At 66.4% G+C, this 25,926-nt stretch carries 21 protein-coding genes and 3 pseudogenes; 10 read left to right on the forward strand and 14 right to left on the reverse strand.

The window, feature by feature from the left end; all coding sequences use genetic code 11:
- Positions 1 to 308 precede the first annotated feature (308 nt).
- The 6 genes and pseudogenes from D2T30_RS09275 to D2T30_RS09300 all read left to right on the forward strand — a co-directional run.
- A pseudogene (locus tag D2T30_RS09275) lies at positions 309 to 612 on the forward strand (transposase); the annotation flags it as partial.
- A gap of 22 nt (positions 613 to 634) precedes the next feature.
- Positions 635 to 1,048: pseudogene (locus D2T30_RS09280) on the forward strand (sugar phosphate isomerase family); the annotation flags it as partial.
- Positions 1,049 to 1,215: 167 nt separating this feature from the next.
- Positions 1,216 to 1,527: pseudogene (locus D2T30_RS24095) on the forward strand (aldehyde dehydrogenase family protein); the annotation flags it as partial.
- Positions 1,528 to 1,678: 151 nt separating this feature from the next.
- Positions 1,679 to 2,683, forward strand: a complete 1,005-nt coding sequence (locus D2T30_RS09290) for an AraC family transcriptional regulator (protein ID WP_128208642.1) — start codon at positions 1,679 to 1,681, stop codon at positions 2,681 to 2,683.
- Positions 2,684 to 2,790: 107 nt separating this feature from the next.
- Positions 2,791 to 3,984 (forward strand): methyl acetate hydrolase AcmB, encoded by a 1,194-nt coding sequence (gene acmB / locus D2T30_RS09295; protein WP_128185543.1) that lies wholly within the window; start codon positions 2,791 to 2,793, stop codon positions 3,982 to 3,984.
- 108 nt (positions 3,985 to 4,092) lie between these two features.
- A complete protein-coding gene (locus D2T30_RS09300) occupies positions 4,093 to 4,974 on the forward strand; it encodes a helix-turn-helix domain-containing protein (RefSeq protein WP_128208643.1) in 882 nt (293 codons plus the stop codon).
- A 34-nt stretch (positions 4,975 to 5,008) separates the two neighbouring features.
- Here D2T30_RS09300 and D2T30_RS09305 read toward each other — a convergent pair whose 3' ends face one another.
- From D2T30_RS09305 to D2T30_RS09365, 13 genes are all read right to left on the reverse strand, one after another.
- Positions 5,009 to 6,658 (reverse strand): flavin-containing monooxygenase, encoded by a 1,650-nt coding sequence (locus D2T30_RS09305; RefSeq protein WP_241651233.1) that lies wholly within the window; start codon positions 6,656 to 6,658, stop codon positions 5,009 to 5,011.
- Positions 6,659 to 7,219: 561 nt separating this feature from the next.
- Positions 7,220 to 8,317, reverse strand: a complete 1,098-nt coding sequence (locus D2T30_RS09310; protein WP_128208644.1) for an N-acetylglucosamine-6-phosphate deacetylase — start codon at positions 8,315 to 8,317, stop codon at positions 7,220 to 7,222.
- Positions 8,314 to 9,285 (reverse strand): ROK family protein, encoded by a 972-nt coding sequence (locus D2T30_RS09315; RefSeq protein WP_164884264.1) that lies wholly within the window; start codon positions 9,283 to 9,285, stop codon positions 8,314 to 8,316. The genes D2T30_RS09310 and D2T30_RS09315 overlap by 4 nt, the downstream gene beginning before the upstream one ends.
- Positions 9,285 to 9,515 (reverse strand): hypothetical protein, encoded by a 231-nt coding sequence (locus D2T30_RS09320; RefSeq protein ID WP_206612904.1) that lies wholly within the window; start codon positions 9,513 to 9,515, stop codon positions 9,285 to 9,287. The genes D2T30_RS09315 and D2T30_RS09320 overlap by 1 nt, the downstream gene beginning before the upstream one ends.
- A gap of 8 nt (positions 9,516 to 9,523) precedes the next feature.
- Positions 9,524 to 9,925 carry a hypothetical protein gene (locus D2T30_RS09325; protein ID WP_128208646.1) on the reverse strand — a complete coding sequence of 134 codons (402 nt, stop codon included), beginning with the start codon at positions 9,923 to 9,925 and terminating at the stop codon, positions 9,524 to 9,526.
- Between the two features lie 277 nt (positions 9,926 to 10,202).
- On the reverse strand, positions 10,203 to 12,581 hold the full coding sequence (locus D2T30_RS09330; protein ID WP_128208647.1) for an aldehyde dehydrogenase family protein: 2,379 nt from the start codon (positions 12,579 to 12,581) through the stop codon (positions 10,203 to 10,205).
- Positions 12,582 to 12,590: 9 nt separating this feature from the next.
- The gene (gene deoC, locus D2T30_RS09335; RefSeq protein WP_128208648.1) at positions 12,591 to 13,565 is read right to left on the reverse strand and encodes a deoxyribose-phosphate aldolase; all 975 of its coding nucleotides are present in this window, start codon (positions 13,563 to 13,565) and stop codon (positions 12,591 to 12,593) included.
- Positions 13,562 to 14,509 (reverse strand): ribokinase, encoded by a 948-nt coding sequence (gene rbsK / locus D2T30_RS09340; RefSeq protein WP_128208649.1) that lies wholly within the window; start codon positions 14,507 to 14,509, stop codon positions 13,562 to 13,564. The genes deoC and rbsK overlap by 4 nt, the downstream gene beginning before the upstream one ends.
- A 3-nt stretch (positions 14,510 to 14,512) precedes the next feature.
- Complete coding sequence (locus D2T30_RS09345; RefSeq protein ID WP_128208650.1) at positions 14,513 to 15,607, reverse strand: aldose 1-epimerase family protein; 1,095 nt, start codon at positions 15,605 to 15,607, stop codon at positions 14,513 to 14,515.
- Positions 15,604 to 16,614 carry an ABC transporter permease gene (locus D2T30_RS09350; protein ID WP_128208651.1) on the reverse strand — a complete coding sequence of 337 codons (1,011 nt, stop codon included), beginning with the start codon at positions 16,612 to 16,614 and terminating at the stop codon, positions 15,604 to 15,606. Before D2T30_RS09350 ends, D2T30_RS09345 begins: the two co-directional genes overlap by 4 nt.
- Positions 16,615 to 16,626: 12 nt before the next feature.
- Complete coding sequence (locus D2T30_RS09355; protein ID WP_128208652.1) at positions 16,627 to 17,604, reverse strand: ABC transporter permease; 978 nt, start codon at positions 17,602 to 17,604, stop codon at positions 16,627 to 16,629.
- Positions 17,605 to 17,612: 8 nt separating this feature from the next.
- Positions 17,613 to 19,106, reverse strand: coding sequence for a sugar ABC transporter ATP-binding protein (locus D2T30_RS09360; protein WP_128208653.1), 1,494 nt, complete (start codon positions 19,104 to 19,106; stop codon positions 17,613 to 17,615).
- A gap of 75 nt (positions 19,107 to 19,181) precedes the next feature.
- On the reverse strand, positions 19,182 to 20,228 hold the full coding sequence (locus D2T30_RS09365) for an autoinducer 2 ABC transporter substrate-binding protein (RefSeq protein ID WP_128185521.1): 1,047 nt from the start codon (positions 20,226 to 20,228) through the stop codon (positions 19,182 to 19,184).
- Between the two features lie 165 nt (positions 20,229 to 20,393).
- On the opposite strand from D2T30_RS09365, the gene D2T30_RS09370 reads away from it, so the two are divergent.
- Positions 20,394 to 21,116 carry a DeoR/GlpR family DNA-binding transcription regulator gene (locus D2T30_RS09370; RefSeq protein ID WP_128208654.1) on the forward strand — a complete coding sequence of 241 codons (723 nt, stop codon included), beginning with the start codon at positions 20,394 to 20,396 and terminating at the stop codon, positions 21,114 to 21,116.
- A 70-nt stretch (positions 21,117 to 21,186) separates the two neighbouring features.
- On the opposite strand, the gene D2T30_RS09375 is transcribed toward D2T30_RS09370, so the two are convergent.
- Positions 21,187 to 21,591: an ArsR/SmtB family transcription factor gene (locus D2T30_RS09375; protein ID WP_241560524.1), complete on the reverse strand. Its 405-nt coding sequence runs from the start codon at positions 21,589 to 21,591 to the stop codon at positions 21,187 to 21,189.
- Here D2T30_RS09375 and D2T30_RS09380 point away from each other — a divergent pair.
- From D2T30_RS09380 to D2T30_RS09390, 3 genes are all read left to right on the forward strand, one after another.
- Complete coding sequence (locus D2T30_RS09380; protein WP_128208655.1) at positions 21,590 to 22,780, forward strand: MFS transporter; 1,191 nt, start codon at positions 21,590 to 21,592, stop codon at positions 22,778 to 22,780. The two genes, D2T30_RS09375 and D2T30_RS09380, sit on opposite strands and share 2 nt — an antisense overlap.
- Positions 22,781 to 23,634: 854 nt before the next feature.
- On the forward strand, positions 23,635 to 24,624 hold the full coding sequence (locus D2T30_RS09385; RefSeq protein WP_128208656.1) for a phosphotransferase enzyme family protein: 990 nt from the start codon (positions 23,635 to 23,637) through the stop codon (positions 24,622 to 24,624).
- Positions 24,621 to 25,910 carry an aspartate aminotransferase family protein gene (locus D2T30_RS09390; protein WP_128208657.1) on the forward strand — a complete coding sequence of 430 codons (1,290 nt, stop codon included), beginning with the start codon at positions 24,621 to 24,623 and terminating at the stop codon, positions 25,908 to 25,910. Before D2T30_RS09385 ends, D2T30_RS09390 begins: the two co-directional genes overlap by 4 nt.
- Positions 25,911 to 25,926 lie beyond the last annotated feature (16 nt).

Genomic DNA, 25,926 nt, shown 5'->3' on the forward strand with positions numbered 1-25,926 from the left:
CGGGTGTGGCAATCCATGACCAGCGCCAGTGCGAGCCATCCCGCCCCGCCCAGACCCGGCACACGTCGGTCGACCAGCGTTCGGGGCCGTGGCCACGGACGGGATCGCCTCGATGCGAGGGCGCATCGCCATTGGGCTCGGACCGATGGCGATCCAATGGCTCATTCCAGCAGGGCCCGGTATTTTTCGCGCACGCAGCTCCAGCATGGCCTCGCCATAGGCCTCCTGCAAGTCCTTCAGCTGCTTCTCATATTGCCCCCGAATGTCGAGCGGGTTCGCCCGCAGGGAACTCTCCATTCCGCGCTTCGTGGCACGCCGACAGATCCGGCAAGCGCAGCCAGAGGCCTTCTCGGAATGAGGCGGATCAGAAAACAGTTCGGGGGACTGTTTTCCCGACGAATGCAATTCAGACCTGCCTGACGCTGAAAGTCCTGTTCGGCCTGCCACTTCGCCCGACCGTCGGCCTGGTCGCGAGCCTGATCAAATGGCCGGTACCGGACTATCCGACCCTGCACCGCCGTCAGACGCTGATCGCGGTGCAGATCCCGATCGGTGTGCTGGCCAGCCCTGAACCTGCTGATCGACGGCACGGGCATCCGTTTCCACGGCGAATGAACGATGCCCCACCACCGAGGCCGTGGCGCAGGCGCTGCCGCAGCACAGCAACCTGACGGTGATCACCAACAACATCAATATCGTCAACATCCTGCGCTTCAGCCCGGGCTGCGAGATCATCGTGGCGGGCGGCACGCGCCGGCGCGCCGACGGTGGCCTCTTGGGCAATCTGACGGCGCAGTTCTTTGGCCAGTTCAAGCCGGATTTCGCCGTCATGGGGTGCTCGGCCGTCGATGCCGATGGTGATATGCTCGATTTCGATCTCTCGGAGGTGCGGGTCAGTCAGGCGATCCTGTGGCAGGCGCGGCGGCGTTTCATCGTGGCGGATCATGGCAAGTTCCACCGGTCGGCACCTGCGCGCATTGCCAATCTGACCGATGTCGATACGCTGATCACAGACAGGCACTTGCGCCCGCGCTGGAAAGCGGTGTGAGGCGGTACGGATCGCACCGGACCTACCTTACGAGACGTGAGGCCGCTCGACCCGTCAGCCGAGGCAGGTCGCGGCAATAGCCATGCCGCCTTTGACATGCCGGGGGCAATCGTCGTCAGCAGCAGCCATGATCATGAACGCCATCAGCTTCGTGACCTGTTACCGCCTATATGCTTGCCACGCTCTTGACGGAGGCGGATGTGCCGCCGGGGGATGTCAACGTGGTGACGAGCTCTGCCACTTCCGAAGTGGTCGACGTCATGATCGACGATTTGCGCGTGTGGGAAATCTCCTTCATCGGGGCGACGAGCGTGGGCCGGATCTCGCTGCGCAAGGCGGCCGATCAAGTCCTCAACTGCTCGATGGAGCTTGGCTCTGGTCGAGCAGCGGTCAGAATTCCGGTACTCCCAGAGACGCGGGCAGGTGGCGAAATGTGCAGGGCCAGGTCAGAGCAGCCGGGCTGGTGCCGGTCGAGATAATCTCAAGGCTTCGGGGATGGTTCTGGGTCAGCCGTGCCGGAAGCTGCGCAGACAGCCCAAAACATATCCGCCGATCGCAAGATTTTTCTTGGGCCAAGGCGCCTGACCTGCAAGAATAAGCCATTGTGCAGGCTGCCAGGGGAGGGGTGGTATGCTCAATGCCGATATGCCCCTTCTGGCCATGCCGGAGGCTGTGAATGGCACGTCCCGTGACTGGGACGAGGTCAATGAGTTCTGCCGCAGGGTCTATATGCCCTATCGGCTTCGGACCTCGGGCCGGCTGATCCGCCCCGCGGCCACCTTGCAACGGGCCGAGGTGGCGCGCATCAAGGTCACGCGGTTTTCTTACGGGGTGCCGGTGCATCTGGATCAGTTCGATCCCGAGGCGGGGAATATCCTTGTTCTGACCACGCTGAACGGGGCGCTGCGGCACAAAGAGACCGAGGAAACCGTCGCCCATACCGGCGCAGGCGAGAGTTTTGTCGTCGATTGCAGCCGCACCGATTACTGGCTTGATGCCGATCCCGACCATTTCCAGCTGAACCTGACCATCCCGCACCAGGCGATGGCCGAGGTGGCGCATCGCTGGTTCGGTTTCATCCCCGACGACCGGCTCTGGACGAAGCGGACCGGGTTTGGCGGGCCGGGCTCGCGCTGGCATGCGTTGCTGGTCTATCTGACCCAGACCATCCGCTCGGGCGCGGACCTTGGCCCGCAGGCGCCGCTCGCGCGGCATCTGGAGGAGATGATCTGCCTCGACCTGCTGTACCACTGGGCCGAGCGCGCCGGGGTGCAATTGCAGGCCGGCGCCCGCGCCGCCGCGCCGCATTATGTGCGCGAGGCCGAGATGCTGATGGAGAGCCTGGCGCACGAAGCCCCGACCATCGGCGAGGTTGCGCGCCGGATCGGTGTCTCGGCGCGCACCCTGTCCGAGGGGTTCCAGCGCTTTCGCGGCATCGCGCCGCGCGACTTCCTGCGCGCGCAAAGGCTGGGCGGGCTGCGCAAGGCCCTGCTGGCCGCCGGACCGGAGGAGACCGTCACCTCGATTGCGGCGGCCTGGGGCTACGTGAATTTCGGGGCGATGGCCGGGCAATACCGCGCACGCTTTGGCGAGCCGCCGTCGGCCACGCTGGCGCGTGCCCCGGGGCGCCGCTAGGGCGGGAAAATTCGCTTCCGATCCGGGACAGAGGCTGCCGAAACCGGATAGCGCAATGCGCGCGCGTCCCGCAGTCTGAAAGTCACCATCGACTTAGGGAGGAGAAGATGGCCGATTTGTCATCCGCGCTGGACGCGGTTCTGAAAGATGTGACCACAGGCCCGGTGCGGGTTCCCGGCGTGGTTGCCATGATCACTGATCGCGAGAAGAACATCTGGGAGGGGGCGGCGGGCGACAGTCGTCTCGGCGGCGCTGCGATGGGTCTCGACAGCGTTTTCGCGATCTTCTCGACCACCAAGGCGATCGCGGGCACCGCCGCGCTGCAATGTGTGGAGGAGGGGCTGCTCGATCTTGATGCGCCGGCGAAGAATTACGCGCCCGCCATCGGTAAGCTTCAGGTTCTGGAGGGCTTCGACGCCGATGGCCAGCCGAAGCTGCGCGCGCCGAAATCCGACATCACCACGCGCCAGCTTTTGCTGCACACCGCCGGGTTCGGCTATGATTTCTTCAATGAAAACTATCGCCGCATGGCCGAGGAACATGGCCAGCCCAGTGTCGTGACCTGTTCGCGCGCCTCGATCGAGACGCCGCTTCTGCGCGATCCGGGCGAGGTCTGGGAATATGGCACGAATATCGACTGGGCGGGGCAGGTGGTCGAGGGAATCCGCGGCAAGCGCCTTGGCGAGGTCTGCCGCGAACGGATCTTCGACCGCCTCGGCATGGAGGAAATCGGCTTCACCCGCTCGGAGGCGATGAAGGCGCGCACCGTGACCATGCATGCGCGAAACGCCGACGGCAGCCTGACGCCGCTGGACGATTTCGCGCTGCCCGACGCGCCCGAGGTGGATTGCGGCGGGCACGGGCTTTATTCGACGGTGGGCGAATACATGAAATTCATCCGCATGTGGCTGAATGACGGTGCCGGACCGAACGGCCGCGTGCTGAAGCCCGAGACCGTCGCATGGGCGGTGAGGAACGGGCTGGAGAGCCGCCACAAGGTCGGGATGCTGCCCGGCGTGATCCCGTCTCTGTCGAATGATGCCGAGTTCTTCCCGGGCCTGAAGAAGGGGTGGTCCTACACCTTCATGACCAATGAGGAACAGGCTCCGACCGGGCGCCCGAAAGGCGCCATCGGCTGGGCGGGCCTTGCCAATCTGTTCTACTGGATCGACCGGCAAAACGGCATCGGCGGCTATTGGGCGACCCAGATCCTGCCCTTTGGCGATGCGACCTCGTTCACCGGCTATCTGAATCTGGAATCGGCGGTCTATTCCGCGCTGCAAGGCGCCAAGGCGGCCTGAGACCGAGACCCTGGGGAGGGCCGCCAGAACCGGCGGCCCGCTTCCGCTCTCCCTTGGGGCGAAGGCATGACAGTCGTGCCTGCGCCTCTCAGAGAAATGGGGGCTGAAATGCAGGATACCGTTTCACCCGACCGGCTGCCCGAATGGGTGCCGGGCGATCTTCTGTTGCATGGCGACGACCGCGGCTGGCGCCGGGTCGGATTGCGCCGCTATCACTATCTGGGCCAGGACAGCGTGGTTCCCGCGCTGTCGGATTTCATGCTGGTCTCTTACGGCAAAGGGGTGACGCCGATGCAGCGCCGCTTCGGCGGGCGCTGGACCACGGATACGCTGGGGCCGGGCGCGGTCTCTCTTCTGACCCGGGCGCAGCGCGCGGAATGGCGCTGGAGCGAGCCGATCACCGTCACGCATCTCTATCTCGCGCCCGGTCTGCTCGCCGAGGTGGCGGGCGAGGCGATGGATTGCCATGTGCGCGAGGTCGAGCTGGCCGATGTGCTGCGCACCGATGATCCGGTGATGACCGGAGTGATCGAGGCCATCGCGCAGGAGGCCGGGCAGCAGGGGATCGGCGGTGCGCTTTACGTGGAATCGCTGAGCCGGGCGCTTTGCGTGCATATCCTGCGCCGCTATGCCTCGGTCGTGCTGCCGGCGGGGGTGTCCAGCCATCGTCTCAGCCCGGCCGAGATGCGGCGGATCGGGGACTATATCGAGGATCATCTGAGCGAACCCATGACGCTTGGTGACATGGCCACGCAGCTCGGCATGAGCACGGATCTGTTCGCCCGCCGCTTTCGCAAGAGCTTCGGCATGCCGCCCTACCGCCATGTGATGATGCGCCGGGTCGAGCGGGCAAGGCGGCTTCTCGCCGGGGGGCATCTGGCGGTCAAGGAGATCGCGGCCCTGTGCGGTTTCGCCGATCAGGCGCATCTGACGCGCGTCTATATGCGCGAAACCGGGATGACCCCGGCCGCTTTCCGCAAATCGGGCTGAAGCGCGGGCGGGGGATGACCCCGCCCGCCCCGTCTTATCGGGTCGCAAGGCCGCGATAGCCCTGCGCCGCGGCCTCGTCGCATTTTGCGCGGTAGGTGCCGACGCCGCCGGTATAGGAAAGCACCCGGCGCGGCTTGCCGGGGATGTTCGAGCCGACATACCAGGAATTGGTGCGCGAGATCAGATTGGCATTCGCCGTCTCGTCATGGTGTCGCACCCAGTCCTCTTCGGCCTCGGCGGTGGGTTCGACCACGGTCTTGCCATGCGCGCCCATCCAGCCGATCAGGCCCGAGATCCATTCCGTCTGCTGCTGCAGGCAGGTCGTCATGTTGCAAAGCGCCGCCGAGGGCGCCAGCGGTGCGGCGGTGATCAGGAAGTTCGGATAGCCATGCACCAGCATCCCCATCGTGGTGCGGATATCGCGGCTCCAGTCTTCCCGCAGGACATGGCCATCGCGACCGTGGATGTCGATCCGGCTCAGCGCGCCCGAGCCCGCGTCGAACCCCGTGGCGAGGATGATGACGTCCAGTTCATGCACGGTGCCGTCTTCCAGCCGGATGCCTTCGGGCACGATCTCGGCGATCGGGTTGTTCTTCACGCTGACGGCATGGACATTGGGGCGGTGATAGACTTCGAGGTAGTTGGTCTCCAGCGGCACGCGATGGGTGCCGAAACCGTAATCGTCGGGGCCGGGCACAAGAATGTCGATCAGCCGCCGATCCTTCAGCCGCGCCCGCATCTTGCCGCGCACGAATTCCGAGATCTGCTCGCTCACCTCGGGGTCGAAGAACATCTCGGCAAAGCCCGCGAGCCAGAGTTTCAGCGAGCCGTCGGCATGGATCTCCTCCAGCACCTCAAGCCGCTGTTCGGGGGTCAGGTCGTTCCAGCTGTGTTTGAAATCATACTCGAACCCGGTGAAGGTCCGCGGCAGATTCTGCTTCAGTTCGTCGAAGCGCGCCTTGTAGGCGGCGGCCTCATTGGGGCCGTATTTCGGGTTCTTCATCGGCAGCGTATATTGCGGCGTGCGGATGAAGACTTTCAGCTCGCCGACCTGATCGGCGATGGTCTGGATGACCTGAATGCCGGTCGCGCCATTGCCGACGACGCCCACGCGCTTGCCGGCCAGCGCGATCGGCTCCTGCGGCCAGCGCGCGGTGTGGAAGATCCGGCCCCTGAACGTCTGCTGGCCCGGGAAGCGGTTTTCCAGCGGCGCCGACAGCATGCCGCAGCAACCGATCAGGAATTGCGTGTCGAACACATCGCCCTGATCGGTTTTCACCGTCCAGCGGCTGCGGGCCTCATCCCAGCGGGCCTCGGTCACCGTGGTCGAGAAGAGGCAGTCCCTGCGCAGGTCCAGCCGGTCGGCGATGTAATGCATCCAGCGCTCGATCTCGGGCTGGGCGGGGAAGCGTTCGCTCCAGGTCCAGTCCTTGTAGAGCTTCTCGTCGAAGAGATACTGGTAGATATAGCTCTCGCTGTCGAATTTGGCGCCCGGATAGCGGTTCCAGTGCCAGGTGCCACCGACATCCGAGGCGGCATCCACCGCCAGCACGGACAATCCCTGCTGGCGCAGCTGGTGCAACTGATAGAGCCCGGCCACGCCGGCCCCGATGATCAGCGCGTCCAGCACGACAGGCGATTTCGTTACGGGCCGCGCGCGGCCCATGTAAACTGCGACATTCATCTGTTTTCCTCCCATTTTGCCGCAAGGACCTCCCCCTCGCGGCTGACGGCTGCTGCCGTTCAGATTGAAAAGGCTAGCGGAAGGGTATCCGGAGGTCTTGAATGATCCGGGACGAGGTTTTGAACGATCCGGAGGCGGGAAAGTGCGGGCCGCCCCTTTTGCGGCCAAGGCTTTGTCTGTCGTTCAAGCGAGCCCGTCGAAAGGTCCCGTCCATCTCCAGGTTGGGCATGGAGGTGCGTTGGCTCGGGTCGGGTGGCGCGATCGCGCGGTTTTCCTGCCCGGTCCGCTTGTTTTTGGTCATCGCGGTGAGGAAGATGAAAATCTTTCGCACGACGATCGGCCCTCTGGACCTGCGCGGTCTGTATCCGCGAACGCGGATCACGGCCGGGCCCGGAAGTGGAGGGGCGGGATCAGCAGCGCGCCCTTCGCGCGCTTCAATGCGGGGGGCGCCATTTCGGGCGGCGGGAGCCGATCCGTCATCGCGGTTGACGGGTCATTCCCGGCGATTGCGCGGGACTTGACCCGCGTTGATGATGGGGGGCGCCCCTGAAGGCATGGGCGTCACGGCATGACGCGCCGGAGATCCGCGTCGAGCATCACGAATTCCTCCGGTGCCGTGCCCGCCGCAAGGGTGGGGGCGGTGCGGCCCATGACATTCGCGGGCACGATCGTCACCGCGCGGATCGCCTCGGCGAGGGGCACGCCCACATGCACCACCAGATTGCGCAGGCAGGTCAGCAGATCGACATGCGCCCCGGCAAGCGCGCCCGCCGCATTGACCAGCGCGCCGTCGCGGACCTCGATCCGTTCGCCATACAGCTCGAAATGATCCGGGCCGCCGATGGTCGACATCGCGTCGGAGACCAGAAACACCCGGTCCGCCAAGGGCCGCGCGCGCCATGCGATGCCCGCCATTTCCCAACTGACGTGATGGCCGTCGACGATCATCCCGGTATGGGCGGTCGAGCCGATGGCCGTGCCCACCACCCCCGGCTCGCGCGAGGTCATCGGCGGCATCGCGTTGTAAAGATGGGTGAAACAGGTGATCCCGGCGGCCAGCCCGGCCTTCACCTCATCCGCCGTTGCCGCCGTATGCCCGGCCGAGACGATCACCCCCATATCGGCGATGCGGCGGATGGTTTCCGCGGGCACCACCTCGGGCGCCAGCGTCAGCATCACCGGAACATCAGCGCGGCGCAGGATCTCCAGCGCCTTCAGCGTATCGGCATCCATCGGGCGGACATAGTCGAGCCTGTGGGTGCCCCTGCGCGCGGGGTTGAGGTGCGGCCCCTCGATATGCAGGCCGTAGAACCCCTCCATCCCGAGGCTGTCGACGGCGGCTTCGGCGGCGCGCAGGATGCGGTCGCCCTCGCAGGTGATGAGCGTCGGCATCACCCAGCCCGTGCCAAGCCGGCGCAATGTCGCGACAATATGGCCGATGCCGTTCGCGCTGGTGTCGGAGTTCAGCATGACCCCGCCCGCGCCGTTCACCTGCAGGTCGATCCCGGCGGGCATCAGGACGCGGACGTTCAGGTCGGGCGTTTCGTCCGAGCGGCGGGGGCGCAGCCGGCGGATGCCGCCCGCGTCGATTTCGGCGACATATCCCCTGTGCAGGGCACCGTTCAGGAAGGTTTCCTCGGCGGCGACAAGACGGATCATGGTTCATTTCCCTTGATTGCTGGCGCTTCGGCGTCAGGCTTGATGCGGCTTTGGGCGCGGGCGTAAAGCGCGGCGCCGCGGGCCCCGGAACTGTCGCCGAAGCGGGCAAGGCGAAGCGGCGGCGGCGTGATCGGGCCGAGCCTGCGGGCGTCAAAAGCGCGGGTCAGGCGCGCGACGACATCCGGCATGTTCGACAGGCCGCCGCCCAGAACGATGCAGCCCGGATCGAGGATCAGTTGCAGCGACAGAAGCGCCTCGGCCGTCAGATCCGCCCAGATCTCCAGCACCCGGGCCGCGGGCCGGTCCCCACCCGCCGCCGCCGCGATCAGGTCGGGCGCCGTCACCTCGCGGCCGAGCCTGTGGCACGCCAGCGCCGCCAGCCCGGTGCCCGAGACGTAGCGTTCCATGCAGCCCGCCTTGCCGCAGCCGCAGGGCCAGACCGGCAGGTCGAATTCCGCCAGCGCGCGGGCCGGCATGCCGACATGGCCGATCTCGACGGCGACGCCGTTCAGGCGCGGCGGGAACTCCCCCCGGACGGTCAGCCCCGCGCCCATGCCGGTGCCGAGGATCACGCCCAGCACGACCTCCGCCTCCGCGCCCGCGCCGCCATGGGCCTCGGAATAGGCGAAGGCCATGCAGTCGTTCAGCAGCGGAAAGCGCCGCCCGAAGCGGTCCGCAAGCGCCGCCCCGATGGCGCGCCCGGTGACCGGGATGTTCGAGGCGAAGGCGTTCCCCGTCGCCGGGTCGATCCAGCCCGCCAGCGCCAGCCCGACCGGCAGCGCGGGATCGGCGGCCATCTCGCACAGCCAGACGATCTGATCGCCAAGCGCGGCGATGAAGCTGTCGAAATCCGCCGTGGGGGTGGGGATGCGCCGGGTTTTCACCGTTTCGATCGCGCCGTCGAACAGGCGCGCCTCTATCTTGGTGCCGCCCAGGTCGATCGCGCCGCAAAGCAGGTCGGTTGCCATCATGCGCTCCGGGCGTTCAGGGGAGAGATCGTCACCCCGGTCACCACGCGCGTCAGGCCGATGAAGGCCGAGGTTCCCGCGACGCAAAACAGCGCCCGCTCGATCCCCCTTGCGGCGATCCAGCGGCGGATCTCGGCGGATCTCGCGGCCAACGGCTCCGCCCATGTGCGCCAGATACCCGGCTGCGCGTGGATTTCGCGCCGGATCCCGGAGATTTCGGCATCGATCATGGGGGCGATCATAGGGCAGGTTCCTCGATTGTGCTGACGACCTGTACACCACGGTCGCGGATACGGCAGGCGGTTTCATGGTCGGACGGCAGATCGGTCACAAGAACCGACACATGTTCCATCGCGCGGATCCGGTGCAGGCGCGGCTTTCCGAACCCGGCGCTGTCGGCCAGCAGGATGACGCGATCGGCGGCATCCATCATGCGGAAATCGGCAAGGCCCGCGTAACCGGACCGCTGGCAGAACCGGATCAGCGTGGGCTCCGAGGTATGCGTGCAGAGCTTGCCCGCGGCGGAGCGGAGGAACATCACCGGATCGGTTTCGATCAGCCGACAGATCCCGCGCAGCTTGGGCGTCAGCTCCGGCTCGGCGGCGCGCACCATGCGCAACAGGTCATCGGTCGAGTCCATTGGCCAACTCTTTGCCTGAAGTGACTTCTACGGCGGTGATTTGTTTCGTTCAACAAGGACATGTATCGCAGGATTTTCATCCCAACAAAATTCCTGAAGGGCATCCCCGGCGGCGCGTTGGACAAGATCGGCGAGCCGGCCGTCACCCGGCCCATGGACGCGCTGGAAACCGTCGCGGTCGCGCGGTCTGGATGCGGTCTGGTCGGGTAAGGCCGGTCCGTCCGTGCGACGGAGCGGTGCTCTTGGCTCATGCGCTTTTTACATTGGCCGGCCGGCCTCATGCGCCATAGGGTAGCCAGATCGTCTTGACCTGCGTGGCATGGTCGAGCCAGTCGCGCCCCCGCGCCGTCGCATCGTCCAGCCAGTCGAGGGCCAGTCCGCCGTTCGTCCAGACCTGTTTCAGGTTGCCTGCGGACAGGGCCTCGACCCCGGCGGCGCCCTCGGCGGGACCGTGATACCAAAGCCCGTCGACCGCGTCGTGATCGGCCAGAACAGCCGCCAGCGCGTCGCGTTCACCGGTCACGAGATTGACCACACCGCCCGGCAGGTCCGAGGTGTCGAAGACCTGATAGAGCGGCTGCGCGATCAGCGCATGGGCGGGCGAGGGCACCGCCACCACCCGGTTTCCCGTCGCGATCAGCGGCAGGATCAGCGACATCAGCGACAGGAGCGGCGCCTCATCCGGCGCGACCACGCCGACCACGCCCAGAGGCTCCTTGACCGACAGCGTCAGGTGGCGCGGCTTCGTCGCGTGTATGCGGCCATCGTCCTTGTCCGCCATGCCCGCGTAATAGAAGACACGCTCCAGCGTCTTGCGAACCTCGGCGCCCGCGTCGGCTCTGCTCACCCCCGCCTGCACCAGCGCGGCGACCAGATCGGCTTCGCGCGCGGCGATATTCTCCGCCATGAAGAACAGCACCTGCGCCCGGGCATGCGCATTCGCGGCCCAGCCACCTGCCTTCAGCGCCGCCTCGACCGCGTTCCGGATATCCTTGCGGCCCGAGATCGGGGCCAGACCGAGGGCCTCGCCCTTCCGCCCACGCACCACATAGCTTGCGCCGCCGTCGGGACGGGCCTGCGCGCCGCCGATATAGTTCTTCATCGTGCGGTCGATCAGGCCGGGGCCGACAGCCTCGGTCCCGGTGAAGGCCGTCAGATCGACGGGCGCGGGTTTCAGCGCGGCGCGGCGCTTGCCCCCGGCGGGGCGCAGATAGGCGGACATCCCCTCGCGCGCGCCCTCGCGGCCGAAACCGCTTTCCTTCATCCCGCCGAAGGGCGCGCCCGCGTCGAAGATGTTGGTGGCGTTGATCCAGACCACGCCCGCCTTCACCCGCGCCGCAAGCTCGGTGGCCGCGTTGACATTCTCGGACCAGACCGAGGCCGCGAGGCCGTAGGCGGTGTTGTTGGCAAGGCTCACCGCCTCATCCACCGTGCGGAAGGTGGTGGTCACAGCGATCGGGCCGAAGATTTCCACCTGCGAGACGGTGGCGGCCGGCTCGGTATCGGCAAAGAAGCCGGGCGCCACGAAATGCCCGCGGGCGGGCAGCGGACAGGCGGATTGTTCAAGGGTATGGCCCTCGGCCCGGGCATCGCGCAGCAGCGCCTCGATCCGGGCCTTCTGCCTGCCCGAGACGATGGCGCCCATGTCGGTCGACTTGTCCAGCGGATCGCCCAGCCGGATCCTGTCCATCCGGGCGCGCAGCCGGGTCAGGAAACGTTCGGCGATGCCTTCTTGCAGCAGCAGCCGGGACCCCGCGCAGCACACTTCGCCCTGATTGAACCAGATGCCGTCGACGACGCCCTCGACCGCCGCATCCAGATCGGCGTCGGCGCAGACGATGAAGGGCGACTTGCCGCCCAGTTCCAGCGTCAGACGCTTGCCCGAGCCGGCGGTGGCGCGGCGGATCTCGCGCCCGACGGCGGTGGAGCCGGTGAAGGCCACCTTCGCCACGTCCGGGTGCCGCACGATCAGGGCGCCGGTCTCGCCGCCACCGTGGACGATGTTGACGACGCCTTTGGGCAGGCCCGCCTCGCACAGGAGTTCCGCAAAGGCGGTGGCGGTCAGCGGCGTCAGGTCGGCGGGCTTCAGCACCACGGTGTTCCCCGCCGCCAGCGCGGGCGCGATCTTCCACGCCAGCATCAGCAGCGGGAAATTCCACGGGATCACCTGTCCGCAGACGCCAAGCGGTTCATGCCCCGGGAACTCGCTGTCCAGCGCTGCGGCCCAGCCGGCGTGATGGTAGAAATGCCGTATCGCCAGCGGAATGTCGGCAGTCCGGCTTTCGCGGATCGGCTTGCCGTTGTCGAGGCTTTCCAGCACCGAAAAGAACCGCTCGCGCTTTTGCAGTCCGCGCGCGATGGCATACAGGTATTGCGCCCGCTCGAACCCCGTCAGCCGCGACCAGCGCGGGAAGGCGGTCTTCGCGGCGGCGACGGCGGCGTCCACCTCGGCCGGACCGGCGGCGGGAATGCGGGCAAGGATCTCGCCCGTGGCGGGGTTTTCGACCTCGATCGCCGCCTGATCGGCGCCGGAGAAGGCCCCGTCGATGAAATGGCCGAGCCGGCCGCCGCGGGCCGCGAGCCAGGCTTTCGCATCCGTCACCGCCTCGGGCGCGGGGCCGTAATCCATGCTTTCCATGATGTCCTTGATGCTCATCTGTGGGCCTCAGCTCAGGGCGTGGTGGGAGGCGGCGGCATAGCGGCCGGTGACATGGTGTTCGAGTTGCCGCTCGATATCCGCCAGAAGCGACGAGGCGCCGATGCGGAACAGGTCGGGTTTCAGCCAGTCGTTGCCGGCCTCCTCCTTCATCAGGGCAAGCCAGTTCATCGCGTCCCTGGCGGTGCGCAGCCCCCCGGCGGGCTTGAAGCCGATCCGGTATCCCGTCCGTGCGCCATAGTCGCGCAGGGCCCGCAGCATGGTCAGGGAAACCGGCAGGGTGGCGTTCTCGGTCTCCTTCCCGGTCGAGGTCTTGATGAAATCGGCCCCCGCCTGCATCGCCACCATCGAGGCGCGATAGACATTCGTGAGGGTGCCCAGCTCACCCGTGGCAAGGATGGTCTTCAGATGCGCCGGGCCGCAGGCCGCCCGCATCGCGGCGATCTCGTCATACAGCGCCGTCCAGTTGCCCAGAAGAACATGCGCGCGTGTGATCACGATGTCGATTTCCGCAGCGCCCTGTTCGATGGCATAGGTGATCTCGGCCAGCCGCTGCGGCAACGGCGTCAGGCCCGCCGGAAAGCCTGTCGCGACCGAGGCGACCGGGATCCCGGATCCCTCCAGCGCCCGCACGGCATGGGGCACCATCGTCGGATAGACGCAGACCGCGCCGGTGGTCAGGCCGATGTCCGCAACGCCCATCGCCGCCAGCAGGTCGGGGCGCACCGGCTGCCGGGCCTTGGCGCATAGCCTGCGCACCTTGCCCGGTGTGTCGTCGCCCGCCAGCGTCGTCAGATCGATGCACTGGATCGCGCGCAACAACCATGCCGCCTGATGGTCCTTCTTGACGGACCGGCTGGCGGCGAGGGTGGCGGCGCGCCGTTCGGCGGCGGAGCGGTTGACCTGCACCTCGTCGAACCAGTCCGGGGCGAGGGCGGTGCCGGGATTGCGCGGGTGGCTGTCTGACATGGCAAAGGCCCTCATGCGGTTTCGGGAAATGCGCGGCAGAAGGCGTCGAAGGCCGCCGCCGTCGCGTAGGATTTCTGGGTGCCGCGTCCGGTCACCGAATGGGCGGCATAACGCGCGGCCCGGTTCAGGGCCAGTTCCACATCGCCGGTCGCCGCCAGAAAATGCGCGAAGGCGCCGATGAAGGCATCCCCCGCGCCGGTCGTATCGACGGGCGCGACCTGAACGGGGGCGATCTTCACGACCCCGTCGCGCGAAATCAGCCGCGCCCCGCGTCCGCCGAGGGTGACGATCACCGTGCCGATCCCGCGCGCGATCAGGCCGCGGGCGGCGGCCTCGATCTCGGCCTCGGTGCCGGTGGGCTGGCCGGAGAGCAGCGCCAGCTCGCTCTCGTTCGGGATGAGAAAGCTCAGGTCGCGCAGGTCGTCGACGTTCAGGCCGGCGGGGGCGGGGGCCGGGTTCAGGATCGTGCGCACCCCCCATTCGGCGGCGCGCCGCACGGTATGGGTGACGGTGGCGAGCGGAACTTCCATCTGCATCAGGATCAGATCGGCGGCACGCAGGGTTGCCTCGGCCGCGTCGACATCGGCGGGCGACAGATCGGCATTCGCGCCCTTGACGATCAGAATCGAATTCTCGCCCGTCGGATCGACGAAGATCGGCGCCACGCCCGAGGATTTCTCTGCCACCCTGCCGACATGGCGGGTGTCGATGCCGTGATCGTCCAGATTGCGGATCGTGTTGTCACCGAACAGGTCGGAGCCGACCTTGGTCACCATGCTGACGGCCGAGCCCAGCTTTGCCGCCGCGACCGCCTGATTGGCGCCCTTGCCGCCGCAGCCGATCTCGAAATCCGGGGCCTCGAGGGTTTCGCCCGGCGCGGGCATCCGGGTGATGTAGGTCACAAGGTCGACCATGTTGGAGCCGACGACCGCGATGCGGCCGGGTCTGGAGTGGGTCATGGCTCAGTCCTTTCGGATAAGGGCGATCGCGGCCCGGGCGGCGGCGGCCTCGTCGCGGCCGAGCAGCCCGAGCGTGACGGGAAAGTGCGCCGTCGCGCCCGGCGGCAGCAGGCGCACGTTGCCCTTGGCCTTTTCGGCGGTGTAGCCCTCGGGCTCGCAGGTGGCCGGCAGCGCGAAGGCCGCGACCTGCGCATCGCCGTCGTTCAGGATCCAGCGTACGCAGAAGGGCAGGTCCTCCGGTCGCCAACCGACGGAGAAGGCCATGCCATCGGGCAGCTCCATCAGCATGCGGGTGCGGCCCGTGTCATCGGTGCCGGGCGCGCGGATGTAGAAGACCTGCTCGGGGGAATAGAGGTCGGGTTCATCCAGCACCTCCATCCGCGCGGGGGCGCGGGCAAGATCGTCGAGCAGCGCGAGAAAATCGGGCGAGGGCGTGACATGCCCCGGCACGGTCCGGCGCACCTGCGTGCGTTCGGGCGTGAAGGGCGCGGGCTGCACGATCCGCGCCCCGGCGACGAAATCGAAATTCGCGTGGAGCATGTACATCAGCTCCATCGGATGCGCGGAGAGGTTCTCGACCGCCATTTCCACGTCGATCAGGCCGCTGTCCGGATGCAGCCGGACCCGGGGCCGCGCCATGTAATGCGGCCCGAAGCCCATGACATATTCGCAGGTCCCGCCAAGCTCGGCGAAATCTCCGCCCGCGTTTTGGCCAAAGATCAGCGTGGCGCTGTCCATCCGCGCGGTGGGCATCTCGCCGTGCAGGGGATGGTTGTCGGCGGGGCCGGGCGTGCCGTTGCGCAGCACCCCCGCGTGATAGGCAAAGGCGCCATAGGTTTCGAGGATCGAGGCCCCGGCGCGCGGAAAGGGGAAAACGTTCCCCATCGTCAGCCGGCGCCCGTCGAAGACCGCGTCCCAGATCATCTGGCCGAGGAAGGGCAGCAGCGTCACATGCCCGCGCGCGTTGCGGATCGTCAGCGCCTCGACCCCCGAGGGGTAGCGGAACGCCGTGGCGGTGAAGGCGCCGCCTTGCGCGATGATCCGCTCGCCATGCGCGGGAAAGGCCTCGGGCGGCAGGGGAATGCAGATATCCGTCATTTCTGCGACCTCAGGTAGTTGATGGCGATGACCACGACGAGAAAGCCGCCCCAGACCGCGTCGATCAGGAAGTTCGACATGCGCATGATCTGCAGCCCCGAGGACAGCAGCATCAGCGCGATCAGGGCCAGCAGGACGCCCAGCACCCGGCCCTTGCCGCCCGCCGGATTGGTGCCGCCCAGCACCGCGATCAGCACCGCCTGCAACAGGTAGGAGGCGCCGAAATCCGCCTTGGCCGAGTTGGTGCGCCCCGACAGCAGCACCCCCGCGATGGCCGAGAGCACCCCCGTCAGCATGTAGCTGTAAAGGATCATCCGGCCCGAGCGGATGCCGGCAAAGATCGCGGCGCGCGGGTTCGTTCCGATCAGCATCAGGCTGACGCCCAGGGTGGTGCGCGTCAGCGCGACCGCGACCAGCAGGGCGACGACGATCAGCACCCACAGCGGCGTCGCAAGGCCAAGGATCTTGCCGGTGCCGATCCAGGCCCAGGTCTGCGGAAAGCCCACGATCGCCGGCCCGCCGGTCAGCACCAGCGCCAGCCCCGCAAAGATCTGTCCGGTCCCCAGTGTGGCCAGGATCGGGATGATCCGCAGCCGTGCGATCAGCAGCCCGTTGATCACCCCTGCCGCCAGCCCCACCAGCAGCGCGATCAGCACGGCCGCCACGGTATGCATCACGACGCCGGCGCCTCCGGCACCGATCGCCTCCTGCACGGCGGGGATGCGGAAATAGACCCCGGCGACGATGGCGGCAAGGTTCGCCACCCCGACCACCGACAGGTCGATGCCGCCGGTCAGCATCGCGATCATCATCGCGATCGACAGGATGCCCAGTTCCGGCATGATGTAGGAGATCGACTCGAAATTGTAGTAACGCAGGAACTTGTCCGGGTTCATCGCGGTCATCGCGACAAAGATCAGCACGGTGATGACGACAAGCTGCGCTATGGCCGCGTCACTGCCCAGAAGGCGGCGGATCAGGGGCCGGGTTTCGGGGGTCGTGGTCATGGCTCCACCTCCTCAGGCCAGTTTCCGGCGATCGCGCCGGGCGGTGATCGCGGTCGCCGTGACGATGATCATGCCGACGACGACACGCTGCCAGGTGGTGTCCACCTTCAGCAGGATCAGTGAATTCTTGACCATCACCAGCATGAACACGCCGATCAGGGTTCCGAGCACCGATCCCCGCCCGCCGAAGATCGAGGCTCCGCCCAGCACCACCGCCGCGATCACGTCGAGTTCGAGGCCCTGAAAATCGCGTGGGTTCGCCTGCCAGATCATCGAGGTGTGGAGCATCCCGGCCAGGCCCGCCAGCAGCCCCGCCGTGCAATAGACGAACCAGATCGTGCGGCGGGTGTTGAAGCCGGCGCGGCGCGCGGATTCGGCGTCGGTGCCATAGGCATAGACCGACCGTCCGATCATCGTGTAGCGCAGCACCAGATGCATCGCCACCGCGAGGCCGAGATAGACCAGCACCATCGCCGTCAGCCCGTAGCTCGCCCCGTTCGCGGCCTGCACCGTCACGAGATCGTGCTTGCCGAAGGCGATCAGCTCCTTCGGCATCTTGTTGATGTTGACGATCGAGGCTCCCATCAGCCCGAGCAGCAGCCCTCGCACGATCGAGGCCGTGCCCAGTGTGACGATCAGCGGGATCATGCGGAAGCGCTCGATGATCAGCGCGTTGAAGGCGCCCAGAACAAGCCCGATCAGCGCCGCCGCGATGAAGGGGAGGAGCACACCGTCATAGTTCAGCTCGACCATCGCGCGCACCACGATGTAGAGCGCGGCGACGGCGAAGGATGGAAGGGATACGTCGATCCCGCCCGAGATCATCACCAGCAGCACGCCAAGCGCCATGATGCCGATCACGACGTTGGACTTGGCAAGGCTGAACAGGTTGTCGAACCCCCAGAACGCGGGATTGACGAGGCCGATCAGCACCATTGCGGCAACCAGCACGCAGGCAATGACGAATTCCGTGGAGTTCAGGATTTTCATCGGCGGCCTCAGGTCAGTGTCTTGAGGGTGTCGTTGATCCGGGTCTCGGTCATCTCCGCCCCGGCCAGCTCGGCGACGAAGCGGCCGCGGTGCATGACATGGATCCGGTTGCAGTTGGTGACCAGTTCCGGCACGTCGTCCGAGATCATCAGCACCGCCAGCCCATCGCGGGTGGCGAGGTCGCGGATGATGCGGTGGATTGTCGCCTTGGAGCCGACATCGACCCCCACCGTCGGCCCGTTCAGGATCAGGACGCGCGCGCCGGTCAGCAGCCAGCGCCCCAGCATCACCCGTTGCGCGTTGCCGCCCGACAGGTTCCCGGCCGGGGTTTCGGGCGATGGCGCGGCGATCTGCATCGCGGCGAACATCTCCGCGGTCCGGGCGCGGACCGCGCGGCGGTCCAGAAACAGCCCCCGCCGCAGCCGGTCGAGGATCGAGACCACCAGATTGCGCTCGATCGACTGCGGCAGGAACAGCCCTTCGGTCAGGCGATCCTCGGGCACATAGGCGATGCCCCGCGCGATGGCCTCCTGCACCGAGCGCGGCCGGGCGGGGCGACCGTCGAGGCGGATCTCTCCGGTCATCCTTGGCTCCATCCCGAAGAGCGCGCGGGCAAGCTCCGTGCGGCCGGATCCGATCAGGCCGGAGATGCCGACGATCTCGCCCGGGCGCAGCGACAGGGCGACCCGCTCGACCGTGCCGGGGACGGACAGGCCGGTCACCTCCAGCAGCGGTGGTCCGTCGGGGATTTCGGGGCGATAGGGATCGTCGGTCAGGTCGAGGCCGGTCATCGCGTGGGTGATCGTGGCCTCGTCGAAATCGCGCATCGCACCCTCGGCCACCTTGCGGCCATTGCGGAACACCGTCAGGCGTTCGGAAATCTCCAGCATCTCGCGCATCTTGTGGCTGACGAACAGGATCGCGATCCCCTGCGCTTTCAGGTCGCGCACGATGGTGAACAGCGCCTCGACCTCGTGCCGGGTCAGGGCGGTCGTCGGCTCGTCCATGACGATCAGCCGCGCCCTGGCAAGGATGGCGCGCGCGATGGCCACGATCTGCTTGCCCGAGGTGGGCAGGCTGCCGACCTCGGCATCCGGATCGATGGCGACGCCGATGCGCGCCAGCACGTCGCGCGCCATTTCGTGGGCGCGGTGCCAGTCCATGCGGGAGCGGCCTTCGAGCAGATAGGTGTTCAGCGCCAGATTCTCGGCCACCGTCAGGTTGCCGAACAGCGAGAAATCCTGATAGATCACCTGAATGCCGTGTCCCACCGCGCGGATCGGATCGAGCCGCCCGACGGGTTCGCCGTCGATGACGATCTCGCCCTCGTCGGGGGTGTAGATGCCCGACATCACCTTGATGATCGTCGATTTGCCGGAACCGTTCTCGCCCGCGAGGCAATGGATCTCGCCCGGCCGGATCGCCAGCGACACATCCTCCAGCGCGCGCACGCCGCCAAAGCGCTTGCCGATGTTCTTCAGCTCGATCAGATAATCCGACATGGTTCGCCCGGCTTGGATAAGGCCCGCAAAGGGCCGGGGAAGGGGCCACGCGGGCCCCTTCGTGACAGGATCCGATCAGAAATCGTATTCGGCCATGTTGTCCTTGGTGACGCCAACCCAGCCCGCGCCGTAAAGCAGGTGGGGGCTCTGCGGATCGGGGGCCGACAGCTCGGTATAGCCCGTCAGGCCAAGGTTCAGACCGGGCTTGATCTCGTCCTTCCTGCCCTCCAGCGCGGCCACGGCGAGCATGTTCATCGCATAGCCCGCGACGGCCGGATCCCAGAACTGGATATACTGGATGTCACCGTTCTGCAGGTATTCCCCCGCGACCGAGGGCAGCCCGGTGCCCGCGAAGAACACCTTGTCCTTCAGCCCGCCCTCGGAAATCAGTCGCCCGGCACCGGCCGAGGTCGGCATCGGCCCGCCCAGAATCCCGGTGATGTCGGGGTAGGTGGTCATTGCCTCCTTCAGCTTGGTGTAGTCGATGGCCGCGTCGTCGGCGGTCTCGAGCCGACCGCCCACCTGGCTCATGTCCGGAAAATGCTCCTTCTGGTAGGCGACGGCGCCATCGATCCATTCCATCTGGCTCTTGGAGGTCAGAGATCCCACCGTAGCGACGTATTTTCCCTTTTCACCCATGAACTTGGCGAGTTCCTTCATCAGGTTCGCGCCATAGGCCAGGTTGTCGAAGGCCTCCAGATCGTAATCGGTGTTCTGGATGTTCGAGGCCTCATGCGTGATCACCACGATGCCGCGGTCACGGGCTTTCTTGAGAACCGGCTCCACCGCCTCGACCGAGAAGGGAACGACGCAGATCGCATCGACGCCCTGGGCGATCAGATTCTCGATCAGCTGCACCTGGGCGGCGGCGTCGGCCTGGCTCGGCCCGACCATCCAGACATCGTTGCCGGTGTCGCTCTTGAACTGTGAAATACCGTCGCGCATCCGGTCGAACCAGGCGATGCCGTCGACCTTCACGACCGTCGCGATGGTATAATGTTTGCCATCCTGCGTCGCGATCAGTTCCTTGTTGACCTTCGAGACATCCACGACCTGATCGGCAAGCACCGGGCCAGCAATCATGGACAGCGCCAGCGTGGCTGACGTCAGCAGATTCTTCATCGGATTTCCTCCCTGCGTACATCGGGGCGCCGCTCCTCAACAGGCCACGATGCGGTTGCGCATATTGATCTCATCGATTCAATATGATTTTATTCATTCAAAACTATGGTGCCTCTGTCAATCGAAACTTCGGCAGGCGATACGGAGGCGCAACCGGAGGGCGATGTGGCCAGACCATCGGGCAAGGCGAACAGAATAGCGGCGCTGGACCAGCTCTGCCGGGCCGGGACGATCCTGCATATCGCCGATGCGGCGCGTCGCATCGGCGCGTCGGAGATCACCATCCGCCGCGATCTTGGCGAAGGGGCGGGGGGGCTTGTCTGTCTGGGCGGCTATGTCATGCGCGCCCAGGAAGGGGCGGAAGGCTACTCGCTGACCGCCGCCGAAACGCGCGAGGCCGCGGCCAAGCAGATCGTCGCCGCGGAGGCGGCCGCGCTGATCGAGCCGGGCGATACCATCTTTCTGGATTGCGGAACGACGACACCCTGCCTGGCCGCACGGGTGCCGCAGAACGCGCATATCACTGTGGTCACGCAGGCGCTGAACATCGCCGAAGCCGTGGCGCGGCTGCAGGGCGTGACCCTGATCCTGCTGGCCGGTCTCTATCACCGCGAAACGGCAAGCTTTTCCTCCGACGAGGCGGTGGCGATGCTGGGGCGGATCAATATCACCAAGGGCTTCTTTTCGGCCGCGGGCGTGCACGAGACCGAAGGCGTCACCTGCTTTCATTTCCATGAGGTGCCGGTGAAGCGTGCCGCGCTTGCCCGCTCGCAGCAGCGGTATCTGGTCTGCGACAGGTCCAAATGGGGCAAGTTGCGCCCGGCGACCTATGCGCGGCTCGATGCGTTCGACCGCTGGATCGGCGGGGGAGAGGGGACCGGCCGTTGACGGCCTCCGATGCGCGGGCCGGCCGGCGTCGCGGCCGTTCGCCCGCGCTGTCGCCGGGGCCTGATACCTGTTATCCGCGGGCGTTCAGGACGGCGTCGAGAAGCCCGGGGAAGCGTTGTTCAAGCTCCTCGCGCCGAAGCGACAGGATCCGTCCCCGGCCCTGCGCCACATTCCGGATGACGCCAGCCTCACGCAATACCTTCATCAGATGCGATTTCGTCGACTTCGGCACATCCGGATCATTGAGGTGGCACCGGGCCATTTCGATCGGTCCATCGCGCAATTGCGCCACGATTTCCAGACGTGCGGGATCGCTGAGCGCGAACAGAACCGCGCCGAGCTGGATCTCGTCTGCATCGGGGTGGGGGAGGTCTGTCGAAGGGGTCGCTTGCTGCATGGTTCGAATATAGTTGAACCGTGGCGAAAGGCCAGTCATAGATGGTTCGAACATATTCGAACCATAGGAGCCTGCCATGCCGTCCTTCCTCCGCGTGCAACCTGCCGGGCTGGCGCCCTTCGTCATGGTGGCATCGGGCAGTGCGCTGGTCATGGCCAGTGCAGGCATGCCCTCGCCCTTCTATCCGGCCTTGCAGGCGCAGATCGGCTTTTCGCCCGCCCTGCTGACCGTCATCTTCGCGATCTATGCGGTCACCGTGCTGGCGACGCTTCTGATCGCCGGATCGCTGTCGGATCATCTCGGCCGCCGGCCGGTGTTGACCGCCGGGTTCCTGATACTGGCGCTGTTCGCGCTTCTGTTCGGGCAGGCCGGCAGCGTGTCCGCTCTGCTCGGCACGCGCGCGCTGCAGGGGGTGGCATGCGGCGTCCTGCTCTCCACCCTGTCGGCCACGACCGTCGATCTGGAGCCCGTGCAGGCGCCCGGTCTTGCGGCGATCTGCAATTCGATCCTGCCGCTGCTGGGCCTCGGCGCCGGCGCGCTGATATCGGGCATCGCGCTGGATGTGCTGCCCGATGCCCACCGGACCGTCTTCGACGGGCTCGCCGTGATCTGCCTGATTTTCGCGGCCCTTGTCTGGACCCTTCCGGAAACCTCGCCGCGGCATGAAGGGCTCTGGCGCGCTCTGCTGCCGCGCGTGGGCATTCCGGCTCCGGCGCGATCGTCGTTCTGGCGGATCGCGCCGGCCCTGTTCGCAAGCTGGGCGACGGGTGGGCTGTATCTGTCCCTCGGGGGGCAGATCGTGGCCCAGGTCTTCGGCCTGCATCACGCGGTCGAGCAGGGGGCCATCGTTGCGCTCCTTGCCGGAGCGGGGGCGGTCGCCTGTTTCCTCGCCCGGCGCCTGTCGGCACCCACGACCCTGCGCTACGGCACCCTCGCGCTGGCAATCGGGACGGCGCTGACGCTCGGCGCGATCGGGCTGCATGATTTGCGCCTCTATCTGATCGCCCTGGCCATTGCCGGGACGGGATTCGGCGCAAGCTTCTACGGCGCGGTCCGGTCCGTTGCCCCGCTGGTCGAGGCGGACGAGCGCAGCGAGCTTTTCGCCGCGATCTTCACGGTCAGCTATCTCGCCTTTTCCGTTCCGGCGGTGCTGGCCGGGGTTCTGGTCCAGACCTTCCATCTGGTCGGCACGGCGACGGGTTACGGCTGTGTGGTCATTGTCGCGGCCCTTGCCGCCGCGGTCTTGCAGGGCCGGGCCGCCGCATGACATGGGCGCAGGCGGTTCGTGAGCAGGGTCGCGGGCCCTGACCGCATCTTTGCCTTGATCTGCTTCGGCCATGGTCGCCGGATCAGCCGGGCGGTTCTATGGGATGAGGGGCGGTCTGTCGGAAACAGGGCACGTCCCGTTCATGGCGAGAAGATTGAAGCCTGGATGTCACATCTGGTGCTCAGATATTTCGGAAACTTTACTAAGTCATCTGGTGAAAACAAGATCGGGCACCAATCAACATGTGGATTTTCTTGTGCCGACAGTGATCAAGGTGGGCTGGAACACCGGACAGCTGACCCCGCGTAAGCGCCGCCTAGTCCCGCATCGGAATCCGTCACGGCATTGGCCGTGACAAGGACCGATTGGCAGCCGGTCGTCACTGTCCCGTCGCTCCCCTTGCGCGGTTCGGCGCAGCGGGACTGGCTTGCTCATGCATCCCACCTGAACCGCTGACCCGCAAACGTGACTGCTCAGAAGGGGTGCCGTAGGATGATCTCGTATCAGCCGGCGTGCAAAAACGACCGTTATTGACGTGCCATTTTGCCCCGGCTGGGTGAGATCAGGGGCCGAACCCACGGAACTGATCATGAGGTGAAGGCGGATCAGAAACGATCGAGGCTGCTTCAGCGCGCCATTCAGGATTTCCAGCTGTCATGCGATGGAGGGCAGGCGCAGGCTTGCTCATCCCGACCTCTTAACCCTCTGATGCACATGTGAATCCTTCCAGACGGTGCGTTCTGTGACAAGGCCCCGTCAGGGCAAAATTATTGCATTTCGGTCATACGCATGTTGCCAATGCCACAAAATAAGTGTTGCATCTGCGTCAGATGATTTCGGCAACCGGAGGCAGGATGCTTTACGCAGGGGATGTTCTGTCGAGGCTCGAGGGCGGGCTGCGGACGGCCTTGCCGGCATGGGGGGTGGCAGCCGATGCCTCGGTCCGGCTGCTGACGATCTCGGAGAACGCGACCTTCCTTGTCGAGGAGCCATCGGGGGCGAAGCGCGTATTCCGCGTCCACCGCCCCGGCTATCATTCCAAGGTGCAGATCGAGAGCGAGCTTTCCTGGATTGCCGCGTTGCGCGCCGAAGGTGTCATCGACACGCCCGCGCCGGTCGCGGCATTGGACGGCACGCTCCTGCGGGCCTTTCGCGACGGGAACGAAGAACGTTTTGCCGCCTGTTTCGAATACATTCCGGGGCATGCGCCCGATGCCGACGCGGATCTTGCGCGCTGGTTTCGCGTGCTGGGGGCGATCACCGCGAAGATGCACGCCCATGCGCATCGTTTCTCACCGCCCGACTGGTTCGAGCGCAAGCATTGGGACTGGGAAACCACCATCGGTCCCAAGGCATGGTGGGGCGACTGGCGCCTCGCCGGGCAGCTCGATGTCGAGGGGCATGCGGTGATCGCGGCGGCGGCCGAACGGCTGAAGGAATTGACCGACGCCTTCGGTCACGGCCCCGACCGCTTCGGTCTGGTGCATTGCGACATGCGGGCCGCGAACCTTCTGGTCTCGGGTGAACGCCTGTTCGTCATCGACTTCGACGACTGCGGTTTCAGCTGGTTCGGCTATGACTTCGCCGCCTCGGTCAGTTTTATCGAGGACGACCCGACCCTTCCCGCGCTCCGGCAGGCATGGGTCGAGGGCTATCGCTCGGTCGCGCCGCTCGCCCCCGAGGTCGAGGCGATGCTGCCCGCCTTCGTGATGCTGCGCCGCATCCAGCTGACGGCGTGGCTTGCCACCCATTCTGAAACGCCCACGGCCGCCGCACTGCCGGATTACGCCAATGGCACGGTCGCCCTTGCCCGCGCCTTTCTGGAGCATGAGGGCAGGAGATGACGGGAAAGACGCAGATTCTGAACCTGAACCGCTTCGATCCGACTGCGCCCGGGGAAAAAAGCGCGCTGCTTCAGGCGCGCCAGCGGCATGCGGGGCGAAGCTCGGTCCTGTTTTACGCGGAACCGATCGAGATGGTGAAGGGCGAGGGGGTCTGGCTGACGGCGTCGGATGGCCGGCGCTATCTGGATGTCTACAACAACGTGCCCTCGGTCGGGCATTGTCACCCCCGCGTCGCCGAGGCGATCGCCAGACAGGCCGCCACGCTCACGACACATACGCGCTATCTGACGAAGATCGTTGAAAACTATGCCGAGCGGCTGCTGGAAACCTTGCCGGCCAGCCTGTCGAATCTGGTGATGACCTGCTCGGGAACCGAGGCGAACGACCTTGCGATGCGCATCGCCGAGGCGGGGACGGGCGGTCGCGGCTTCATCGTGACCGAGGCCGCCTATCATGGCAACTCTGCCGCCGTGAACGAGATTTCGCCTTCGGCATGGAAATCGCGTGGGCCTGCCGCGCATGTCCGTCTGGTCCCCGCCCCGAAGGAGCCGGGCTTCGACCGCGCGGTGGCCGCGGCCGCCGCCAGCCTGAACGAGGCCGGAATCGGTGTCGCCGCGCTCATCGTCGACTCGATCTTCTCGAGCGACGGGATCTTTCCGGACCCCGCGGGTTTTCTTGCGCCGGCGGTCGCGGCCGTGCGCGCGGCGGGCGGCCTGTTCATCGCGGACGAGGTGCAGCCCGGCTTTGGCCGCACGGGCGCCGGGATGTGGGGGTTCGGTCGCCACGGCGTCGAGCCTGACATCGTGACGATGGGAAAGCCGATGGGCAACGGTTTCCCGATGGCGGGTGTCGTGACCCGACCCGACCTGCTGGCCGGGTTTTGCGAGGAGACGGGCTATTTCAACACCTTTGGCGGCAATCCCGTCGCGGCGGCGGCCGGGCTCGCCGTTCTTGACGTGATCCGTGACGAGGGCCTGATCGAGAATGCGAGAGAGGTCGGCACCTACTTCCGCGATGGCCTTCTCGATCTTGGGGAACGGATTTCGGCCATGGGGGAGGTGCGCGGCGCGGGGCTGTTCATCGGCCTCGATTTCATTGATCCCGAAACCGGCGCGCCAAACGCCGCCAAGGCCAGCCGCACGATCAACGCATTGAAGGACAAGGGCATCCTGATCGGCGCCGCCGGGCTTTATGCGAATACGCTGAAGATCCGCCCGCCGCTGCCCTTCAGCCGTGACAATGCCGATTTCTTCCTGAAGGCCCTTGGCGAGATCGTGACGAACTGAGGCGGGGGCAGGGCAC

This window comes from Paenirhodobacter populi, assembly GCF_004022215.1.
GTDB lineage: Bacteria > Pseudomonadota > Alphaproteobacteria > Rhodobacterales > Rhodobacteraceae > Rhodobacter > Rhodobacter populi.

What these genes read in the sequence shown, in the direction of transcription:
- D2T30_RS09290 (WP_128208642.1), top strand. Translation starts at nt 1,679, where the DNA reads ATGCTCAATGCCGATATGCCCCTTCTGGCCATGCCGGAGGCTGTGAAT.
- acmB (WP_128185543.1), top strand. Translation starts at nt 2,791, where the DNA reads ATGGCCGATTTGTCATCCGCGCTGGACGCGGTTCTGAAAGATGTGACC.
- D2T30_RS09300 (WP_128208643.1), top strand. Translation starts at nt 4,093, where the DNA reads ATGCAGGATACCGTTTCACCCGACCGGCTGCCCGAATGGGTGCCGGGC.
- D2T30_RS09305 (WP_241651233.1), bottom strand. Translation starts at nt 6,658, where the DNA reads ATGAATGTCGCAGTTTACATGGGCCGCGCGCGGCCCGTAACGAAATCG.
- D2T30_RS09310 (WP_128208644.1), bottom strand. Translation starts at nt 8,317, where the DNA reads ATGATCCGTCTTGTCGCCGCCGAGGAAACCTTCCTGAACGGTGCCCTG.
- D2T30_RS09315 (WP_164884264.1), bottom strand. Translation starts at nt 9,285, where the DNA reads ATGGCAACCGACCTGCTTTGCGGCGCGATCGACCTGGGCGGCACCAAG.
- D2T30_RS09320 (WP_206612904.1), bottom strand. Translation starts at nt 9,515, where the DNA reads ATGATCGATGCCGAAATCTCCGGGATCCGGCGCGAAATCCACGCGCAG.
- D2T30_RS09325 (WP_128208646.1), bottom strand. Translation starts at nt 9,925, where the DNA reads ATGGACTCGACCGATGACCTGTTGCGCATGGTGCGCGCCGCCGAGCCG.
- D2T30_RS09330 (WP_128208647.1), bottom strand. Translation starts at nt 12,581, where the DNA reads ATGAGCATCAAGGACATCATGGAAAGCATGGATTACGGCCCCGCGCCC.
- deoC (WP_128208648.1), bottom strand. Translation starts at nt 13,565, where the DNA reads ATGAGGGCCTTTGCCATGTCAGACAGCCACCCGCGCAATCCCGGCACC.
- rbsK (WP_128208649.1), bottom strand. Translation starts at nt 14,509, where the DNA reads ATGACCCACTCCAGACCCGGCCGCATCGCGGTCGTCGGCTCCAACATG.
- D2T30_RS09345 (WP_128208650.1), bottom strand. Translation starts at nt 15,607, where the DNA reads ATGACGGATATCTGCATTCCCCTGCCGCCCGAGGCCTTTCCCGCGCAT.
- D2T30_RS09350 (WP_128208651.1), bottom strand. Translation starts at nt 16,614, where the DNA reads ATGACCACGACCCCCGAAACCCGGCCCCTGATCCGCCGCCTTCTGGGC.
- D2T30_RS09355 (WP_128208652.1), bottom strand. Translation starts at nt 17,604, where the DNA reads ATGAAAATCCTGAACTCCACGGAATTCGTCATTGCCTGCGTGCTGGTT.
- D2T30_RS09360 (WP_128208653.1), bottom strand. Translation starts at nt 19,106, where the DNA reads ATGTCGGATTATCTGATCGAGCTGAAGAACATCGGCAAGCGCTTTGGC.
- D2T30_RS09365 (WP_128185521.1), bottom strand. Translation starts at nt 20,228, where the DNA reads ATGAAGAATCTGCTGACGTCAGCCACGCTGGCGCTGTCCATGATTGCT.
- D2T30_RS09380 (WP_128208655.1), top strand. Translation starts at nt 21,590, where the DNA reads ATGCCGTCCTTCCTCCGCGTGCAACCTGCCGGGCTGGCGCCCTTCGTC.
- D2T30_RS09375 (WP_241560524.1), bottom strand. Translation starts at nt 21,591, where the DNA reads ATGGCAGGCTCCTATGGTTCGAATATGTTCGAACCATCTATGACTGGC.
- D2T30_RS09385 (WP_128208656.1), top strand. Translation starts at nt 23,635, where the DNA reads ATGCTTTACGCAGGGGATGTTCTGTCGAGGCTCGAGGGCGGGCTGCGG.
- D2T30_RS09390 (WP_128208657.1), top strand. Translation starts at nt 24,621, where the DNA reads ATGACGGGAAAGACGCAGATTCTGAACCTGAACCGCTTCGATCCGACT.